At 70.6% G+C, this 15,680-nt stretch carries 11 protein-coding genes and 1 pseudogene; 4 read left to right on the top strand and 8 right to left on the bottom strand.

All coding sequences use genetic code 11. The features are described from left to right. Positions 1-45 precede the first annotated feature (45 nt). From D7Y21_RS27255 to D7Y21_RS27270, 4 genes are all read left to right on the top strand, one after another. Positions 46-432 (top strand): PleD family two-component system response regulator, encoded by a 387-nt coding sequence (locus D7Y21_RS27255; RefSeq protein WP_014398957.1) that lies wholly within the window; start codon positions 46-48, stop codon positions 430-432. A gap of 5 nt (positions 433-437) precedes the next feature. Next, a complete protein-coding gene (locus D7Y21_RS27260) occupies positions 438-2,018 on the top strand; it encodes a cytochrome c family protein (RefSeq protein ID WP_121716659.1) in 1,581 nt (526 codons plus the stop codon). 125 nt (positions 2,019-2,143) lie between these two features. Next, positions 2,144-4,096, top strand: coding sequence for a LysM peptidoglycan-binding domain-containing protein (locus D7Y21_RS27265; RefSeq protein WP_121716647.1), 1,953 nt, complete (start codon positions 2,144-2,146; stop codon positions 4,094-4,096). A gap of 276 nt (positions 4,097-4,372) precedes the next feature. Further along, positions 4,373-5,386 (top strand): L,D-transpeptidase family protein, encoded by a 1,014-nt coding sequence (locus D7Y21_RS27270; RefSeq protein WP_233612298.1) that lies wholly within the window; start codon positions 4,373-4,375, stop codon positions 5,384-5,386. Positions 5,387-5,390: 4 nt separating this feature from the next. Here the strand turns inward: D7Y21_RS27270 and D7Y21_RS27275 are convergent, their stop codons facing one another. The 8 genes and pseudogenes from D7Y21_RS27275 to D7Y21_RS43525 form a co-directional block, all read right to left on the bottom strand. Beyond that, positions 5,391-7,148 (bottom strand): ATP-binding protein, encoded by a 1,758-nt coding sequence (locus D7Y21_RS27275; protein ID WP_120566854.1) that lies wholly within the window; start codon positions 7,146-7,148, stop codon positions 5,391-5,393. A gap of 86 nt (positions 7,149-7,234) precedes the next feature. Then, entirely contained in the window at positions 7,235-9,754 is a 2,520-nt protein-coding gene (locus tag D7Y21_RS27280; protein ID WP_121716649.1) for a serine/threonine-protein kinase, read from the bottom strand. 108 nt (positions 9,755-9,862) lie between these two features. Beyond that, the gene (locus D7Y21_RS27285; RefSeq protein WP_121716651.1) at positions 9,863-10,633 is read right to left on the bottom strand and encodes a hypothetical protein; all 771 of its coding nucleotides are present in this window, start codon (positions 10,631-10,633) and stop codon (positions 9,863-9,865) included. After that, positions 10,630-11,916 (bottom strand): ABC transporter permease, encoded by a 1,287-nt coding sequence (locus tag D7Y21_RS27290; protein ID WP_120566744.1) that lies wholly within the window; start codon positions 11,914-11,916, stop codon positions 10,630-10,632. Before D7Y21_RS27290 ends, D7Y21_RS27285 begins: the two co-directional genes overlap by 4 nt. Continuing rightward, positions 11,913-12,617 (bottom strand): ABC transporter ATP-binding protein, encoded by a 705-nt coding sequence (locus tag D7Y21_RS27295; protein WP_121716653.1) that lies wholly within the window; start codon positions 12,615-12,617, stop codon positions 11,913-11,915. Before D7Y21_RS27295 ends, D7Y21_RS27290 begins: the two co-directional genes overlap by 4 nt. Continuing rightward, complete coding sequence (locus D7Y21_RS27300; protein ID WP_121716655.1) at positions 12,614-14,263, bottom strand: hypothetical protein; 1,650 nt, start codon at positions 14,261-14,263, stop codon at positions 12,614-12,616. The genes D7Y21_RS27295 and D7Y21_RS27300 overlap by 4 nt, the downstream gene beginning before the upstream one ends. A 118-nt stretch (positions 14,264-14,381) precedes the next feature. Continuing rightward, positions 14,382-15,188 carry a hypothetical protein gene (locus D7Y21_RS27305; protein ID WP_120566741.1) on the bottom strand — a complete coding sequence of 269 codons (807 nt, stop codon included), beginning with the start codon at positions 15,186-15,188 and terminating at the stop codon, positions 14,382-14,384. 31 nt (positions 15,189-15,219) lie between these two features. Next, positions 15,220-15,680, bottom strand: a pseudogene (locus tag D7Y21_RS43525) (hypothetical protein); the annotation flags it as partial.

Below are 15,680 nucleotides of genomic sequence, written 5' to 3' on the forward strand. Positions count from 1 at the left end.
CGCCGCTGGGTGGTGGGCTAGAACCGACCCCCAAGGAAGGTCGCCGTGTCCGAAGAGAAGCGAAGAATCCTCCTCATTGACGACAGCGAGATCACCCTCGCCATGGAGAAGGCCGTCCTGGAGGCGCGGGGCTATGAGGTCGTGGCCACCTCCACTCTCATGGAGTTTGAGAAAACGCTTCAGAGCTGGCGGCCGGACCTCATCCTCACGGACATCCACATGCCCGAGGCGAAGGGCACGGACATCTGCCGCACGCTGAAGAACGAGTACAACACGCAGGACATCCCCATCGTGTTGTTCTCCAGCCTGCCGGACGACGAGCTGTCGAAGCTGGCCGAGCAGGTGGGCGCGGACGGCTCGCTCTCCAAGGTGAACGGCCTGGAGGCGATGGGCGAGAAGATCGACGAACTGGTGCAGAGCATCCTCTGGTGATGACGATGCGCGCGGCCGTCCTTGCGGTGCTCGTGAGCGCGCTCCTCACCGGTTGCAGACGCCAGGAGCCGCGCGCCCCGGAGAGCGGCGCGGGCAGCGCTCCCGGGCAGCAGCAGGCTGTCTCCCCCACTCCCGCCGCGCCTCCGGGCGCCGTGCTGTTCATCTCCGCGGACACGCGGGGATACCTGGGCCCGTGCGGCTGCAGCGAGAACATGCGCGGCGGCATCGGCCGGGCGGCGTTCCAGGTGCAGCAGGCGCGCCAGGGCGGCCAGCCGGTGCTGTACATCGACGGCGGCAACAGCCTCTTCGGGGAGACGCACCTCAAGGCGGAGCAGGTGCCGCAGGAGGAGCTCAAGGCGAAGGCGCTCGCGGACGCGTTCCGCACCATGGGCATCGCCGCGCGCGCCACGGGCGAGCTGGACGACACGCGCGGCGCGGCCTTCCGCCAGGGCCTGGGCCTGCCGGAGCTACCGGCGGGCGGCGTGAAGGTGCTGGACGCGGGGACGCGCAAGGTGGGCGTGGTGGCGGCGGCGTCCGGCGAGGCGCTGGTGAAGGCGAGCCAGCAGGCGCGCGAGCAGGGCGCGGACTTCGTGGTGGGCCTGTTGGACCAGCCGCTGGAGGCCGCGCAGGCCGCCGCCGCGTTGCCGGGCCTCGCCGCGAACCTGGTGGTGGCCACGCACAGCGCCGGTGAGTTCTCCGCGGAGGAGAACCGACTGGTGCGCTCCGACGTGCCGGTGGTGGCGCTGCAGAGCAAGGGACGCTCGCTGTTGCGCGTGGACCTGACGTACGCGCCGGCGAAGGGGCCCTTCATCCCGCAGCGTTCGCAGGGGGACGTGGAGCGGGAAGTGACAGCGCTGGAGCAGCGCATCGCGCTCCTGGACAAGGAGATCGCCCGGCCCGGCATCGACCCGAACCTGAAGACGCTGAAGCAGGGCAAGCGCGACGAGCTCTCCGCGCGCAAGCAGGGCATGCTCACCGCGCCGCCCGCGCCCACCGACGGCGTCAACGGCTTCGCGCTGCGCTTCCTGCCGCTGGAGTCGAACCTGCCCACCGCGCCGGACGCGCAGGCGCTGGTGAAGGCGTACGACGCGAACGTGGGCCAGCTGAACCTCGCGTGGGCGAAGGAACATGGCCAGGACTGCCCGGCGCCTCCGAAGGGCCAGGCGGGCTTCGTCGGCAGCGCGGTGTGCGCGGACTGCCACCCGGACGCGACCGGCGTGTGGGAACGCACGAAGCACCACCACGCATGGGAGACGCTGGAGGAGGTGGGCAAGCAGCACCACCTCAACTGCGTGGGCTGTCACATCACCGCCTGGCAGAAGCCCGGCGGCGTGTGCCGGCTGGACAAGGTGGCGGGCCGCGAGGACGTGGGCTGTGAGAGCTGCCACGGTCCAGGCTCCAAGCACGTCGACGCGCCGAGCCCGGCCACCATCGTGGGCAAGCCGGGACAGGCCGTGTGCGTCACCTGCCACAACACGGAGAACTCGCCGCACTTCGACTTCGCCACCTACCTGCCTCGCATCCTCGGTCCCGGCCATGGCGGAACGGGGAAGAGCGGGCAGGCAGGAGAGCCTCCGGCGAACTAGGGTCGCTCGCTCCTACGGTGGGTCCTTCCCGGGGGCATACCGAGCGACTTGTTGTTTGACTGTCAAGAAAGCTGGCGAATACTGCGGGCTTCGCCTGCTTCTGGGCGACCTCGCCTGGCGTTCCCATGCCGCTTTCTCTGCTCCTGCTTGCCCTGGCCTCGGTTCCCTCCTCGCAGGGCGTGGCGCCGTCACCCGTGCCGCCGCCCGGCGTGCATGCGGTGCCCTCCTCGCAGGCCCCCTCGCTGACGGCGGACGGCAGCCTGGCCACGCCCCCCGCTCCCATGGAGGAAGGCGAGGAGACGGAGGAGGTGGAGAACGAGTCCGCCGAGTTGGAGGAGCTGCGCGCGCTGGAGGGCGCGACGCTGGACCCGGAGGCGAAGCCGAACGCGGAGATGATGCAGTCGCTGCGGCGGCTGGGCCTGACGAACCCGTTGCGGCTGCGAATGTTGGACGCGCTGGAGGAGCCCACCTTCCGCGAGGACGACACCGCCCCGCCGCTGGCGCGCATCACCGACCTGGCGAGCTTCGATATTTCGCAGGTGAAGGACCGCTACGACATCCCCGTGGACATGCAGCCGCGGGTGGCCGAGTACATCCAGTTCTTCCAGGGCCCCGGCCGCAAGTGGTTCCGCAAGTGGATGGCGCGCTCCACGCGCTACCTGCCGGTGATGCAGCCCATCCTGGAGGCGAAGGGCCTGCCCCGGGACACGGTGTACCTGGCGATGATTGAGAGCGGCTTCTCCGCGAACGCGTACTCGTGGGCGCACGCGGCCGGGCCGTGGCAGTTCATCTCCAGCACGGGCAAGCAGTACGGCCTCAAGCAGGACTTCTGGGTGGACGAGCGGCGCGACCCCATCAAGGCCACGCACGCGGCGGCGTCATACCTGAAGGACCTCTACGGCGAGCTGGGCCACTGGTACCTGGCGTGGGCGGGCTACAACACGGGCTCGTACCGGGTGCGCAAGATGGTGGCGCGCTACGGGACGAACGACTTCTGGGTGCTGGCGGAGGAGCCCGGGCTGGCGAAGGAGACGAAGCACTACGTGCCCAAGCTCATCGCCGCGGCGCTGGTGGCGAAGAACCCCACCGCGTTCGGCTTCTCCGAGGAGGAGTTCCAGTACGAGTCCACGCTGGAGTACGACGAGGTGAAGCTCACGGACGCGACCGACCTGGACGTGGTGGCGCGCGCGGCCGGGGTGAGCGTGACGGACGTGCAGGAGCTGAACCCGGAGCTCAAGCGCTGGTGCACGCCTCCGGCGACGGCCGCGAAGCCCTACACCCTGAAGCTGCCTCGCGGCACCACGACGCTCTTCGCGCAGAACCTGGCGAAACTGTCACCGGCGGACCGGCTGACGTTCCGGGTGCACACGGTGAAGAAGGGCGACACGCTGTCGCAGATTGCCCAGAAGTACGGCACGGCGGCGGAGGCCATCCTCCAGATGAACCGGCTGAAGAGCGCGCGGGTGTTGAAGGTGCGCGCGGAGCTGGTGATTCCGGTGCCGGCGAACGGCCGGGGTGGCAGCGGTGACGCGGGGGTTGGCGGCGCGCTGGCGGCGAAGGTGGCGCAGGCGCGGCGCAGCGGCGTGGTGGCGACGCGGCCGGAGGACGAGGTTCCGGCGGGCACGCCTCGGGGCCCCGTGGCGGCCGGTCCGGTGAAGACGGAGAAGGTGGATGGCAAGACGCGCATCACTTACGGCGTGCAGGAAGGCGACAGCCTGTGGCTCATCGCCAACCGCTTCCAGGTGTCGGTGGACGACCTGAAGAAGTGGAACAACCTGCCCAAGCGCAACCGCACGCTGTCGCTGGGCACGCTGCTCGCGGTGTGGCCGACGGAGTCCAAGGGCGCGGCGCCGGCGAAGGTGGAGGAGCGCGGCGGCACCATCGTGGTGGCCAACGCCGTGGCGGGACAGGCGCCCGTGGGCCCCAAGGGCAAGGTGCACACGCTGGCCGAGGGCGAGACGCTCTGGTCGGTGTCGCAGCGCTACAACGTGTCCGTCCAGGACATCATGAAGTGGAACCACATCAAGGACCACCGCACGGTGCCCACCGGCAAGCTGCTGTCGCTGAGCGCGCCGTAGTGTGGCACCCGGGCATGGCGCGACGGCCGGGACCTTGCAGTCCCCGGCGCCATGCTCGCATCCGCACTGCTTCGAGAGTCACCGCTTCTTCCCTCTGAAACGCCCGACACGCGTGAGTCCTCGCCTGTCTTGTCCGTCCTGCCCCGTGGAGTCGAACGTCCGGGGGACAGGACGGTCTCTGGTGGCAATTCGCTGACGCGCTTCAGCGGGCCCGTTCCGGCCGCGGGCTCGGCATCGCGGGGGCTTTCCGTCGCCCCGCTGTCCGACGGGGTGTCCGTGCAGGAGGAGCGCGCTCGCGACATCGCGACAAGCACGGCGGCGACCGTCGTCACGCAGGAGGAGGCGCGGCGTGCCTCGCGGGTGACGGCGCTGGTTGCACCGGCAACGCAGGTGGATGCGGCGCGTGCCTCGCGGGTGACGGCGCTGGTTGCACCGGCAACGCAGGTGGATGCGGCGCGTGCGGTGACGGTTGGTACCGCGGCCGAGACGGTGCCCGGGATCGCTCTCTCGCGCGCGGCGGTTCCGGTGGCAGGCGGCCTGGAGCATCCCCGCTTCGCAGGGTCGCCTCAGCTCGCGGACGTAGCGTCCGGCGCGACGGTGCTGGGCACAGGCTCGAAAGGAGACGGACTTCGCTCGGTGCAGGGCGCGCTCATGGACATGGGGTTCGCGCTGTACGGCGGCGCGGACGGACGCTACGGCCCGGACACGGCCCGCGCGCTCCGCAACTTCCAGGTGCATGCGGGCCTGCGCTCCAGTGGGGTGCTCGACGCCGCCACGCTGAAGGCCCTGGAGGTGCTCGCTCCGGCTCCGGGCTCACGGGGTCAGTCGCGCGCCCTGCCCTCTCCGTTCTACGCGGGCCAGCCCGTGCGCGTGGTCATCGCGCTGCGCGAGCACCGCACCTTCCTCTTCGACCCGACGGGGCAACTCGTGGACATCTTCCCCAACGCGGTGGGCACCGCCGCCACGCCCACGCATCCGGGCCTCAAGGTCGTCCGCGCGAAGTTGGATCAGGTGGCCACCGAGGACGCGGGAGCGCGGCTGTGGAACGACCGGCACGTGTTCGGCGCCCGGCTGTTGGACCTGTCCTGGGCGGATGGACAGCGCAGCGGAGAGGAGCTGCACGGCACCAGCGCCCCCGCCCTGCTTGGCGGCGACGTGTCCCACGGCTGCATCCGCCACGCGAACGAGGACATCCTCGTGCTGCATGACGCGCTCGCCGTGGGCGACCGCATCGCGGTGGTGGAGACGCTCCAGGACCCGCACCTGGGCGTCCCCGTCACCGTTGGCTAGCGCTCTACTGTTCTTCGAGGAGCATCTTCAGCTCCCGCACGCGCTTGCTGATGTAGTCGCGGTCCAGCTTGCGGAAGTTCTCCGGCAGCAGCGCCCGGCTGGTGCACTCCTGCACCGCCACCAGATTCTGCATCTCAATCTCCAGCGGGTAGCTGGGCGGCACGAAGTCCGCCAGCACCGCGGCCAGGTCGTCCTTCGTCACCTGGTCACGTCCCTCCGCCAGCGCGCGGAACTTCGAGCGCACCATCACCGCCTCGATGTCCGCGCCGCTGAAGGCGCGCACGCCGCCGGGAATCAGCGCGGCGAAGGACTCCACGCCCTCCACGGACACGCCGGTCTTCTTGCTCATCGCCTGGAACAGCTCGTTCCGCTCTTCATCCGTCTGCGGATAGAAGAGCGCGAGGTGCTCCTCCGCGCGGCCCTGGCGCTTCAGGTCGATGGGCAGCAGGTCCGGGCGCGCCGTCAGCAGGAACCAGACAATCTTGCCGCGGTACTGCGTGTTGCCCATGAAGGACGCGATGGAGCCGAAGATGCGGCTGCTCGTCCCGGAGTCCCCGCCGGAGTCGCGGTTGCCGAGGAAGGTGTCCGCCTCGTCCACCATCACCGCCACCGGCCACAGGGCCTTCAGCAGGTTGAAGATCTTCTCCAGGTTCGATTCCGTCACGCCCTGCCACTGGCTGCGGAAGTTCAGGAACTTCACCACCGGGATGCCAATCTCCCCGGCGAAGCAGCTCACCATGAACGTCTTGCCCGTGCCCACCGGTCCGCTCACCAGGTAGCCCATGGGCATGACCTCGATGCGGCCCTTCTTCAGCGCGGACGCCGCCTGCCGCAGCATCTGCTTGGCGGGCGCGTGCCCCGCCACCGCGTCCAGCGTGTGCGCGGGCTCGATGAACTCCAGCAGGCCGTGACACTCCGCCTGGATGAGCTCCTTCTTCTTCTCCTTGAGCATCTCCGGAGTGATGCGCACCTCCCGCTCCAGCGCCTCCGTGAGCACGCGGTCCAGGTTGATGCGAGACAGGCCGGCCGTCATCTTCGCCAGGCCCGCGACCGGCACCTCCGACACCGACTGGAGCTTCTTGCCCTCCAGCTTGGAGCGCACGTACTCCAGGCGCTCCTCCTCCGTGGGCAGCGGCAGCTCGATGGGCGCGACGTACGGGTTGCGGCTGATGCGCGGCGACACGTCCGACAGGTTCTCCGCCAGCAGCACCACCGACACGTCGCCCGCCAGGAACTGCGGGTCGTGCGCCCACTTGTCCAGCGTGGCCACCACGAAGCGGTCCTCCGCGGACAGGTGGCTCATCTCCCCGCCCGGAACCAGCGTCTCCGCGTAGTCGATGATGAGCGCCAGCGAGCGGCCCTCGCTCAGGCGCATGCGCAGGAAGTTCTCCAGAATCTGGAGCGCCCGGCCCGGGTCGCGCGGCATGACCTTGGCGTAGTCCGTGCCGTACATGGCGTCGTAGCCGGTCATCGCCCGCGCCAGGTCCTTCTGCGTCTCCGGCGTCGCGGAGCGGATGCCCGACGAGCGGTCGTAGAAGAGGACGTGGTCGCGCCCGCCGAACAGCTCCTCGGACAGGAACGTCTTCAGCGTCCCGAAGCCGCGCCCGCCGTCTTCCAGCTGCAGGGGCTGCAGGTCCCTCACGGCCCCGTACAGCAGGAAGGTGCTGACCGTCTTCGTGTAGTACTTGCGCGCCAGCTGCTGCGCCCACCGGGGCAGATCCGCCAGCGGATCCGCCTTGTTCACCTTACGCACCTTCGTCACGGAAATCCCTCCGGCGCCGCTCCCCCCAGGGACATCCGGGGGGAGGACCCCCAGGCTACCTCTTAAGCGTCAGGACCGCGGTGCCGCTAATCGCGGCAGCGCGCCTGCTTCTTCAGGGTCGCATCCACCTTGACCGTGGAACCCGCCGGGGACGGCGTGCCCACGGATACGTCCTCGTCCGCGTGGCATTTCGCCTTCAGCGTGAGCCTACGCGTGTCCCACGGCACCCGGATGGTGGCCGGGGTGACGGCGCCCAGGTCCTTGTTGCCCTGGTAGATGGCCGCGCCCCCGGGCGTGGACTCGATCCGCACCTCCACGGGCGCGCGCTCCAGGTTCGCCAACACGTCCAGGCCGTTGTTGTTCACGGCCATCTTCTTGATGAAGGGCACGTAGCCGGGGGCGGTGACCTCCACCAGCGGAGCGTCGTTGCTGAGCGAGAAGTCCCGGAGCACCTGCTCGCGAACGCCCTGCTTCCGGGCGACCTGGTTGTCGATCTTCACCTCGGCGTCTTCCGGCTGGGTCTTGAAGACCACGACCACCGAGCGCGCCTGCCGCCTGAGGACCACCGGCACCTGCGTGGCGTTGGTTCCCTCGGACACCATGACGGACTGGTTGAAGGCCTCGTAGCCCGGAGCGGTCACCACCACCAGCACGTTGCCCACGGACATGGGCTTGAGGGCGAAGCCGTTGGGGGGGAACTTCTCCGGAAGCCCCGCGTTGATGGACACCATCGCGGTGTCCTTCGCCTCCAGCGTCTTCAGCTCCACCATCACGTAGCCCTGCGCGGGCTTGCTCGGGGAGAAGACCAGGGCCACGCCCACCAGCAGGAACAGCGAGGCCAGACCCACGGCGCCGTAGAGCAGCCGCTTGTCCATGCCCTTGAAGCCCAGGCTCCGGGCAGGCGCCTCCGGCTCGGGCGCGTTCCTCTGGCGGCCTTCCTTCACGGGCGGACGCGACGCGTTCCCGTTGTTGACGACGGGGGGCGCGGGCGGACGCGGCATCGTTTCCGGCAGCGGGTCCGGCCGGTGGAGGCGCGGCGGTGGACCGTCGCTGCCCCGGTTCGGCGTCGGACGGGGCATGGGCCCGTCGTTGGCCATCAGCGTGGGCACGTTCGTCAGCGACGGACGCGGCGGCGCGGCGCTCAGCACCGGCGCGCTGTTCTGCGACAGGCGCGGCGGCGCCGGAGGCTGGGGCAGCGACGAGGGCGGCGGGATGACCGCGGTGCGGCCCGCCACGTCCTCTCCGTCGTCGTCGGGCGCGGCCGGGGACTCCAGCGGCGTGATGGCGCGGCCAATGGCGGCGCCCGGCTGGGTGGTGGGCTCCGGCGAGTCGTTGAAGACGGCGTCGCGGTCCACCATCTGCGTCGCCAGCTCCTCGTCCTCCTTGGGCGAGGGCGCGGCCGGCGCGGCGGTCAGCTTGGGCAGCGCCGCGAGCGTGGGCGAGCGGCGCGCGCCCTGCGCGGTGCCACCGGAGTTGGAGGCGCGTGGCGGCGGCGCGGACACGGGCTCCACGGGGGGCGCGGAGGGCGCCACCGCCGGGATGTTGGTCATGCTCTGCGTGGGCACCGGGGACGGGCCGCTGAAGCCCGCCTCGATGGCCGCCAGCATGCCGTCCGGCGCGCGGATGTCCGCGTACTCAGCCAGGCGCTGCTTCTCGCGTTCCACCTCTTCGGCGAACGTGGACTTCATGTACTGCATGAGGTCCTTGCGGCCGAAGATGGAGTCGTTCGTCAGCAGGAAGCGCTGCAGGTCGTCGCCCAGCTCGCTGGCGTACTGGTAGCGCTCCTCCACGTCCTTCGCGAGCGACTTGAGGACGATGCGCTCCAGCGCCTCCGGGATGCGCCGGTTGTACGTGGACGGCGACGGCACCTCCGCCTTGCGCACCTTCTCCAGCACGCTGAAGTCGCTGTCGCCCACGAAGAGGCGCTCGCCGGTGAGCATCTCGTAGAGGCACACGCCGATGGCGAACACGTCCGAGCGGCGGTCCAGCGGCAGGCCGCGGATCTGCTCCGGGCTCATGTAGCCGAACTTGCCCTTGAGGATGCCGGCCTGCGTCTTGGTGGCCTTGCCCGCCGCCTTCGCGATGCCGAAGTCGATGACCTTGACCTCGCCCTCGAAGGACACGAGCACGTTCTGCGGCGAGATGTCGCGGTGGACGATGTTGAGGTCGCGCCCCATCCCGTCCTTCTTGCGGTGGGCGTAGTCCAGGCCCTCGCACATCTTCGCCACGCAGAAGGCGACCAGCGGCACCGGCGCGGGCTCACCCTTCTTCCGGCAGCGGTCGAAGATGGCCCGCATGTCCTTGCCGGGGATGTACTCCATCGAAATGAAGTAGCTGCTGGCGATCTGCCCCAGCTCGTAGATCTGCGCGATGTTGGCGTGAGTCAGCTGGACGCTGATCTTCGCCTCATCGATGAACATCGAGATGAATTCTTCATCCTCGGCGATGTTCGGCAGGATGCGCTTGATGGCGACGAGCCGCTCGAAGCCACTGGCGCCGAACTGTTTGCCGCGCCAGACCTCCGCCATGCCGCCGATGTTGACGCGGTCCAGGAGGAGATACTTCCCGAACGGGATGGGTTGCCGCTTCGGTTGAGAGGTCGTCACTGTGTGTGGGGGTCGAGTCCTTGCAGGGAGCCTATCGATCGCGGCTCCAAAGGGTCAACCGCGCGCGCGGACCTATTTCCGCCCGCTTGCTCCCCAGGCGACCCCGACTCAGGGCGAAGGGGACGCCGCCGCGCCCCCATCCACGGTGGGGATCTCCAGGTCAAAGCCCGGCAGGACGTCATTTTCCTCGGGATCCGCGGGGAGCTGGGCGCGCACGACGGCGACGCGCGGCTCTCCCCGGTGGGAGAGCACGGCGGGCGCACCAAAGCGCACCTCGGCGGGCAGCCCCACCAGCGTCACCCAGGCCTGCTTGCCGTCCCGGGCCACGCAGTAGAGCAGCGTACCGGCCCGGGTGCCGGGCGCGTCATGGACGGGACCCTCGCAGTCCGTGCGCACCTGGAGTGTATAGGCCGGCACCGACGACCCGCGCTCCAGGTACGGCGGTGAGCCCAGCGCGTCCACCAGGGGCTGTAGCACCTGGGATCGCGCGGGCACGGCCTCCACCGTGGCCAGCTTCTGGGCCTCGCCCTGGAAGCGCTGTAGCGCCACGGCGGCCATCTCCGGCGAGTCCAGCGGCGTGCGGCCCTCCGCGAGCACCAGGTCCAGGAAGAGCGCCATCACGAGCAGGATGGGCAGCAGCCGGTAGCCCTTGAAGCCCTCCGGCCTCTTTCGCAGCAGTCCAGCGAGGAACACGGCCAGGCCCACGCCCGCGAGCCCCAGCACGACGCTGGCGCGCACGGCGGACGGCGGCGTCAGGAGCGCGGAGACCTCCGCGGTCCGGGCGCTCAGTGCATCCGAGAGGTCGCCCCCGTAGATCCACCCGAGCGCCCCCAGGCACAGGACGTTGGTCAGGAACGACTTGCGCGAAGGGCCGCTCATCCCGCCAGCGTCCTGGCCGGATCCGTGGCGGCGGCGCGGCGGCTGGGGAAGTACGCCCCGGCGAGCGCGGCCACGAGCCCCAGCAGCACCCCGCCCAGCACCACCGCCGCGGGGAAGGAGAAGAAGCTCTCCGGCTTGAAGGGGAAGTTGGGCAGGTAGCCCTTCGCGAGCCGGTCCACGATGAAGGCCAGCACCAGCGCCGCCGCCGTGCCCGCCGCACCGCCCAGCACGCCCACCACGCCAGCCTCCGCCAGCACGATGGCGCGCACGTCCGCGCGAGAGGCGCCCACCGCCTGCATCACGCCAATCTCCTTGGCCCGCGCGCGCACGGACGAGGACATGGCGTGGGCGATGTTCACCGCCGCCAGCACGCAGATGAGGATGGAGAGAAGCGCCAGCGCGGACGTGGTGAGCGCCACCGCCGCGCCCGCGTTCTCCGCCAGCCGGCGCTCCTGATCATCGATTTCGAAGCCCATCCCCTTCACCGCCTCCACCAGCTCCGGGACGCGTGAAGGGTCCGCGGCCACCAGCGTGACGCCGGAGTAGCTGTCCGCGTCCGCGCCAGAAGCGCGGTTGATGCGCACCGCCGTGTCCAGCGGGATGGTGATGCCCGCGAGCATGGCCCGGTCGGACGCGCCCACCACCTGCGCCTGCTGCGTGGTGGTGGGCCCGCCGGACGTGGCCGCCACGTAGGAGCGGTTGAACTCCACCGGGAAGCCGAAGCCGATGAGCATCTCCGCGGACAGCTGCGGCAGCTTGCGCGCGGGCGCGAACGTCTTGTTGTACAGCTCCAACAGGCGCGTGGAGATGAGCGCGGGGATGGCCTTGCCCTCCCCCGGGTCCTTGAAGTCCTTCGCCTCCGGCAGCCCCACGTCCTTCTGCACCAGGCCGGGGTCCACGCCCACCGCGAGCACCTCCATGCCCATGCGCAGGCGAGAGCCGAAGAACACGCCGTCGTAGCGCGTCACCGCCGGCACGCGGACGTTCATCTTCCGGTACGTCGTCTCCACGCCGGGCAGCGCGGCCAGGCGCTCCACCGCGGCCGCGTCCAGCTTGCCGCCGCCCAGAAGGCCCAGCGACACCGCCGGGGGCACCACGTCCACCAGCCGCGAGTCCGTGGGGAAGATGCGCTCGCGGATGACCTGACCCACGCCCAGCCCCAGGCCCACGAAAAACACCAGCGCGCCCACGCCCATGGCCACGCCGAAGGCGGAGAAGAACGCGCCCTTGCGTTCACGCGCGAGGGACAACCGCACCAGTCGCGACAGTGCGTCGAACCTCACGGGGCACCTCGCGACGCCAGGGCTTCCGACGCGGGGGATTCCTCCACCAGCCGCGCGTCCTTGAGCCGCAGCACCCGCCGCGCCACCGCGCTCATGCGCTCCTCGTGGGTGACGGTCAGCACCGTGAGCCCTTCCTTGTGCAGCTCCTGGAAGAGCTGGATGACGCCCGCGCCGGTGGCCGCGTCCAGGTTGCCCGTGGGCTCGTCACACAGGAGCAGCTTCGGGCCGCCGAAGAGGGCCCGGGCGATGGCCACGCGCTGGCGCTCGCCGCCGGACAGCCGCACCGGCGCGCGGTCCTGCTTGGAGCCCAGACCCACGCGCTCCAGCAGCTGGCTCGCGCGCTTGCGCCCGTCCGGAGTGGCCGGACCGAAGTGCGAGGGCAACAGCACGTTCTCCAGCGCGGACAGGTTGGGGATGAGGTGGAAGGACTGGAAGACGAAGCCCACGTGCGTGTTGCGGAAGCGCGCCAGCTCCTTGTCGCGCAGGCCGGTGAGCTTCACGCCGCCCACCTCCACCTGCCCCTGGTAGTGCACGTCCAGGCCGCCCAACAGGTGCAGCAGCGTGGACTTGCCGCTGCCAGACGCGCCCACCACCGCGACGAAGTCCCCGGCCTCCACGTCCAGCGACACGCCGTCCAGGACGCGCACGCGCGAGCCATCGCCGTCCTCGTACTCCTTCACGACATCGCGCGCGTGGATCAAGGCGTGGCCGGGGTGGTCGTGGTGGTGGCGGGAGCGGGCGTGAGCCGCAGGGAGATTTCGGCCTGCAGCGCCTTGTCCTTGCGCGACAGGGCCATGGTCACCGCGCGCAGGTCGTCCGTGGCGTCCAGCCAGCGCACCGTAGTGGCCTTGATGGCGAAGCCGCCAATGCCCCACGCGGCGGACGGCAGCGACTTCACCGCGTCCGCCAGCCGGCGCAGGTCCAGCAGCACCACCAGCGCGGCGTCCTTGCCCACCGACTTCAGGTCCTCGGACACGGGGCCCGTGCCCGCCGGCTGCGCGAGCGAGGCCAGGGTGGACTCCAGGCGCGCCTTGGGCGCCGCGAGCAGCAGCTTGCCGTCCTTGGACAGCGCGAAGTGCGCGCCTTCACCCGCGCGGTACGACGTGAGGTACGCCTTCTGGCCGCTCACGTCCGTGGGCTCCACCTTCGCGCCGAAGCCGCCCGCGAAGCCGGGCACCTTGTCCAGCGTGGACTGCCCCCTGGCCACGTCCTTCACCTCCGCGAGCGCCACCAGGTTGACGAAGCGGAAGGGGTTGGTGCGCCGCAGGTCCAGGTCCGGCATGCCCGAGGACAGGTTGACGTTGGGTGACAGCGACAGCGCGAGCACCATGCCCGGCTTGAGGTTGTCCAGCACCTCCGTCTTCACGTTGAAGCCCGCCTCCTGCACCGCGCGCGTCACCTGCGAGCCGGCCAGGTACGGCCACACGCCGTCCAGCTGCGCCGGGTCGCCGCGGAAGCGCGCCACGAAGAAGCTGTCCTGCGGCAGCCAGCCCGCGAGCGACTCGCCGCCCTTGGGCTCCAGCGCCGCGAGCGACGCCTGCGTGTCCGGCCACGGCGCGTCCGCGCGCAGCGTCACCGCGCGCTCCTCGATGTGGCCCGTGAAGGTGATGCCCTGCACGCTGCCCGCGGGCAAGAGGCCCCTGCCGCCCGGCAGCCACACGTGGAAGTCGCGGTCACCGGAGAGCCGCTTGAGGGACGCCTCCAGCACCGGCTCCTTCGCCAGCGACTGCTCCTCCGGCATCACCGCCAGCTCCGACAGCCGAGACACCGCCGCGCCCGCGGACAGGAGCACCAGGTCGTGCTTGAGGAAGAGCATGCCCAGCAGGGGCTCCGTGGAGCCCGGGCGGTTGAAGGTGACGAGCCGCCCGGCGTCCACCTTCGCGTCCTTCTCTTCCGTCGCACCCAGGCGCGTGCGGGCGAAGGTGGCGAAGGTCGTCTTCAGCTTGTCCGCGTCCTTCACTCCCAGGACGGACACCGCCTGCGTGCCGCCGAGGAACGCCGCGCCCGCGCCGCGCTTCGGGTCGATGCCCGCGTCCTCCAGCGCCTTCCTGCTGCGCAGGTCCACGCCCACCTGCCGCATCACCGCGGACACGTAGCGCTCCGCGGAGGGGAAGTTCTGCAGCTGCGCGACGAACGAGGCCACCTTGAGGTTCTGGAAGCGCGCGAGCTTCTCGCCCAGCGTGCCCAGGTCGTCGATGACGACGGCCGCCTGCGCGGTGCGCGGCAGGTAGCGCGACACGCCCCGGGGCGAATCCGCGGGCCCGGCCGCCTCCTTCCCGCAGCGCGAGCAGCCGGCGAACACGACCAACAGCAGGACCAACGGGAGGAATCCAACGCGGCGGAGCATGGGCGTCAGGACAGGATGCCTGCGCCGGAGAGTCAATCTATTCGTGCGCCGTCCAAGGCCCCCGCCAGGGTCGCAAGGTGCCACGGTGAACAGGTGCCCGTCCGGGCCCGTGCCCGCCCTACCGCACGCGAGTGCCGCCGTGCGGCAGGGGCGCGGAGGTCTCCTCGGTGAAGTCGAGGAAGCGCTCCATCTGACGCACGGTCTCGTCCGTGGCCTCCGTCTCCGCGGAGAGCACGTCCAGCTGCCGGTTGACGCTCTCCGGGTCTCGGATGGCGATGGACTGCTCGTGCGTCAGCCGCAGCAGGTCCTCGATGCCCGCCAGCTGGTGGCTCACCACCTCGCGGCTCTCGCCCGCCTGCTCGAAGCGCATCAGGCGCTTGCGCAGGATCTCCACGCGCTTGCCCTTCACGTCCTTGAGGCGCGGGTTGGCTTCGTCCGCGACCTCCGCCTCCAGCGCCGCCACCTCGGAGGTCAGGTGCTCCCGGTCGGACCCGCTGAGGTACGTGCGGTACTGGTTGAGCGCGGAGATGAGCCGCAGGAAGGACGTGAGCAGCGCGTCCAGCTTGGGCTCACTGCTCGCGGCCAGCACGCGCCCGGCGGGCAGCTTGCGGTAGTTGGCGAGGATCTTCTCCTTCAGCCCCACCAGCTGCTGGTAGTGGTCGCGCTGCGACGGCGCCAGGTCCGCGAGCAGCGAGTCCACCGCCGCGCGCGCGGCCTCCGGGTTGTCCGGCTGCTGCGCCCGCACGGCGCGCTGGAAGCGCTTCATGGACGACAGGACGGCCAGGTAGACGCCCTCCACGCCCAGCGCCACCATCATGGGCAGCGGCTCCTGCGTCACGGCGCTGGACATGGCCGCCGTCGTCAGCCCCACCAGGTTGGCCGGCAGGAGGAACGCGGCCTTGATGTAGTTCGGTGTCTTCGCCACGTCCGACTCCCCTTCCCTCTTCCGGCCCGCTTCAGGGCCCCCGTGCCTCGGAGACGTACTTCAGCGCGCCCAGGTCCCGCGTGTCCTCCGCCGGTGGGGGCGCCGTCCCGCGATTGAGCTTCTGGAAGAGCGCCGCGGCGCTCTGGAAGAGCTCGTCATAGGTAACCGGCGCCTCGCCGGAAAGTCCGAAGAAGGCCCGATTGTCCGCCAGTGTCGCGGGCGGCGCGCTGCGGATGGCCTCCGAGGGGTCCCCCAGGTAGGGCGCCACCTCTCCCAGGAGCCGCGCCCCGGCCGCCGGGGACTTGAGCACGCCCTGCCCCGTGTCCAGCAGCCCCCGCAGCACCCGCCGCACCGCGTCCGGATAGCGCGCCGCGAAGTCACCCCGGGCCACCAGCACCGTGGCCAGCAGGTGAGGGGCGTCCGCCGTGGTGGCCAGCACCTTGCCGCCCCGGTCCCGCGCCGCCAGCTCCACGTCGCCCCAAAGCCTGTCTC

The sequence above is a fragment of the Corallococcus sp. AB045 genome, assembly GCF_003668895.1.
Lineage (GTDB): Bacteria > Myxococcota > Myxococcia > Myxococcales > Myxococcaceae > Corallococcus > Corallococcus coralloides.

Bases quoted from the DNA above. Each gene is read 5' to 3' on its own strand.
- D7Y21_RS27260 (WP_121716659.1), top strand. From the start codon at position 438: ATGCGCGCGGCCGTCCTTGCGGTGCTCGTGAGCGCGCTCCTCACCGGT.
- D7Y21_RS27265 (WP_121716647.1), top strand. From the start codon at position 2,144: ATGCCGCTTTCTCTGCTCCTGCTTGCCCTGGCCTCGGTTCCCTCCTCG.
- D7Y21_RS27285 (WP_121716651.1), bottom strand. From the start codon at position 10,633: ATGAGCGGCCCTTCGCGCAAGTCGTTCCTGACCAACGTCCTGTGCCTG.
- D7Y21_RS27300 (WP_121716655.1), bottom strand. From the start codon at position 14,263: ATGCTCCGCCGCGTTGGATTCCTCCCGTTGGTCCTGCTGTTGGTCGTG.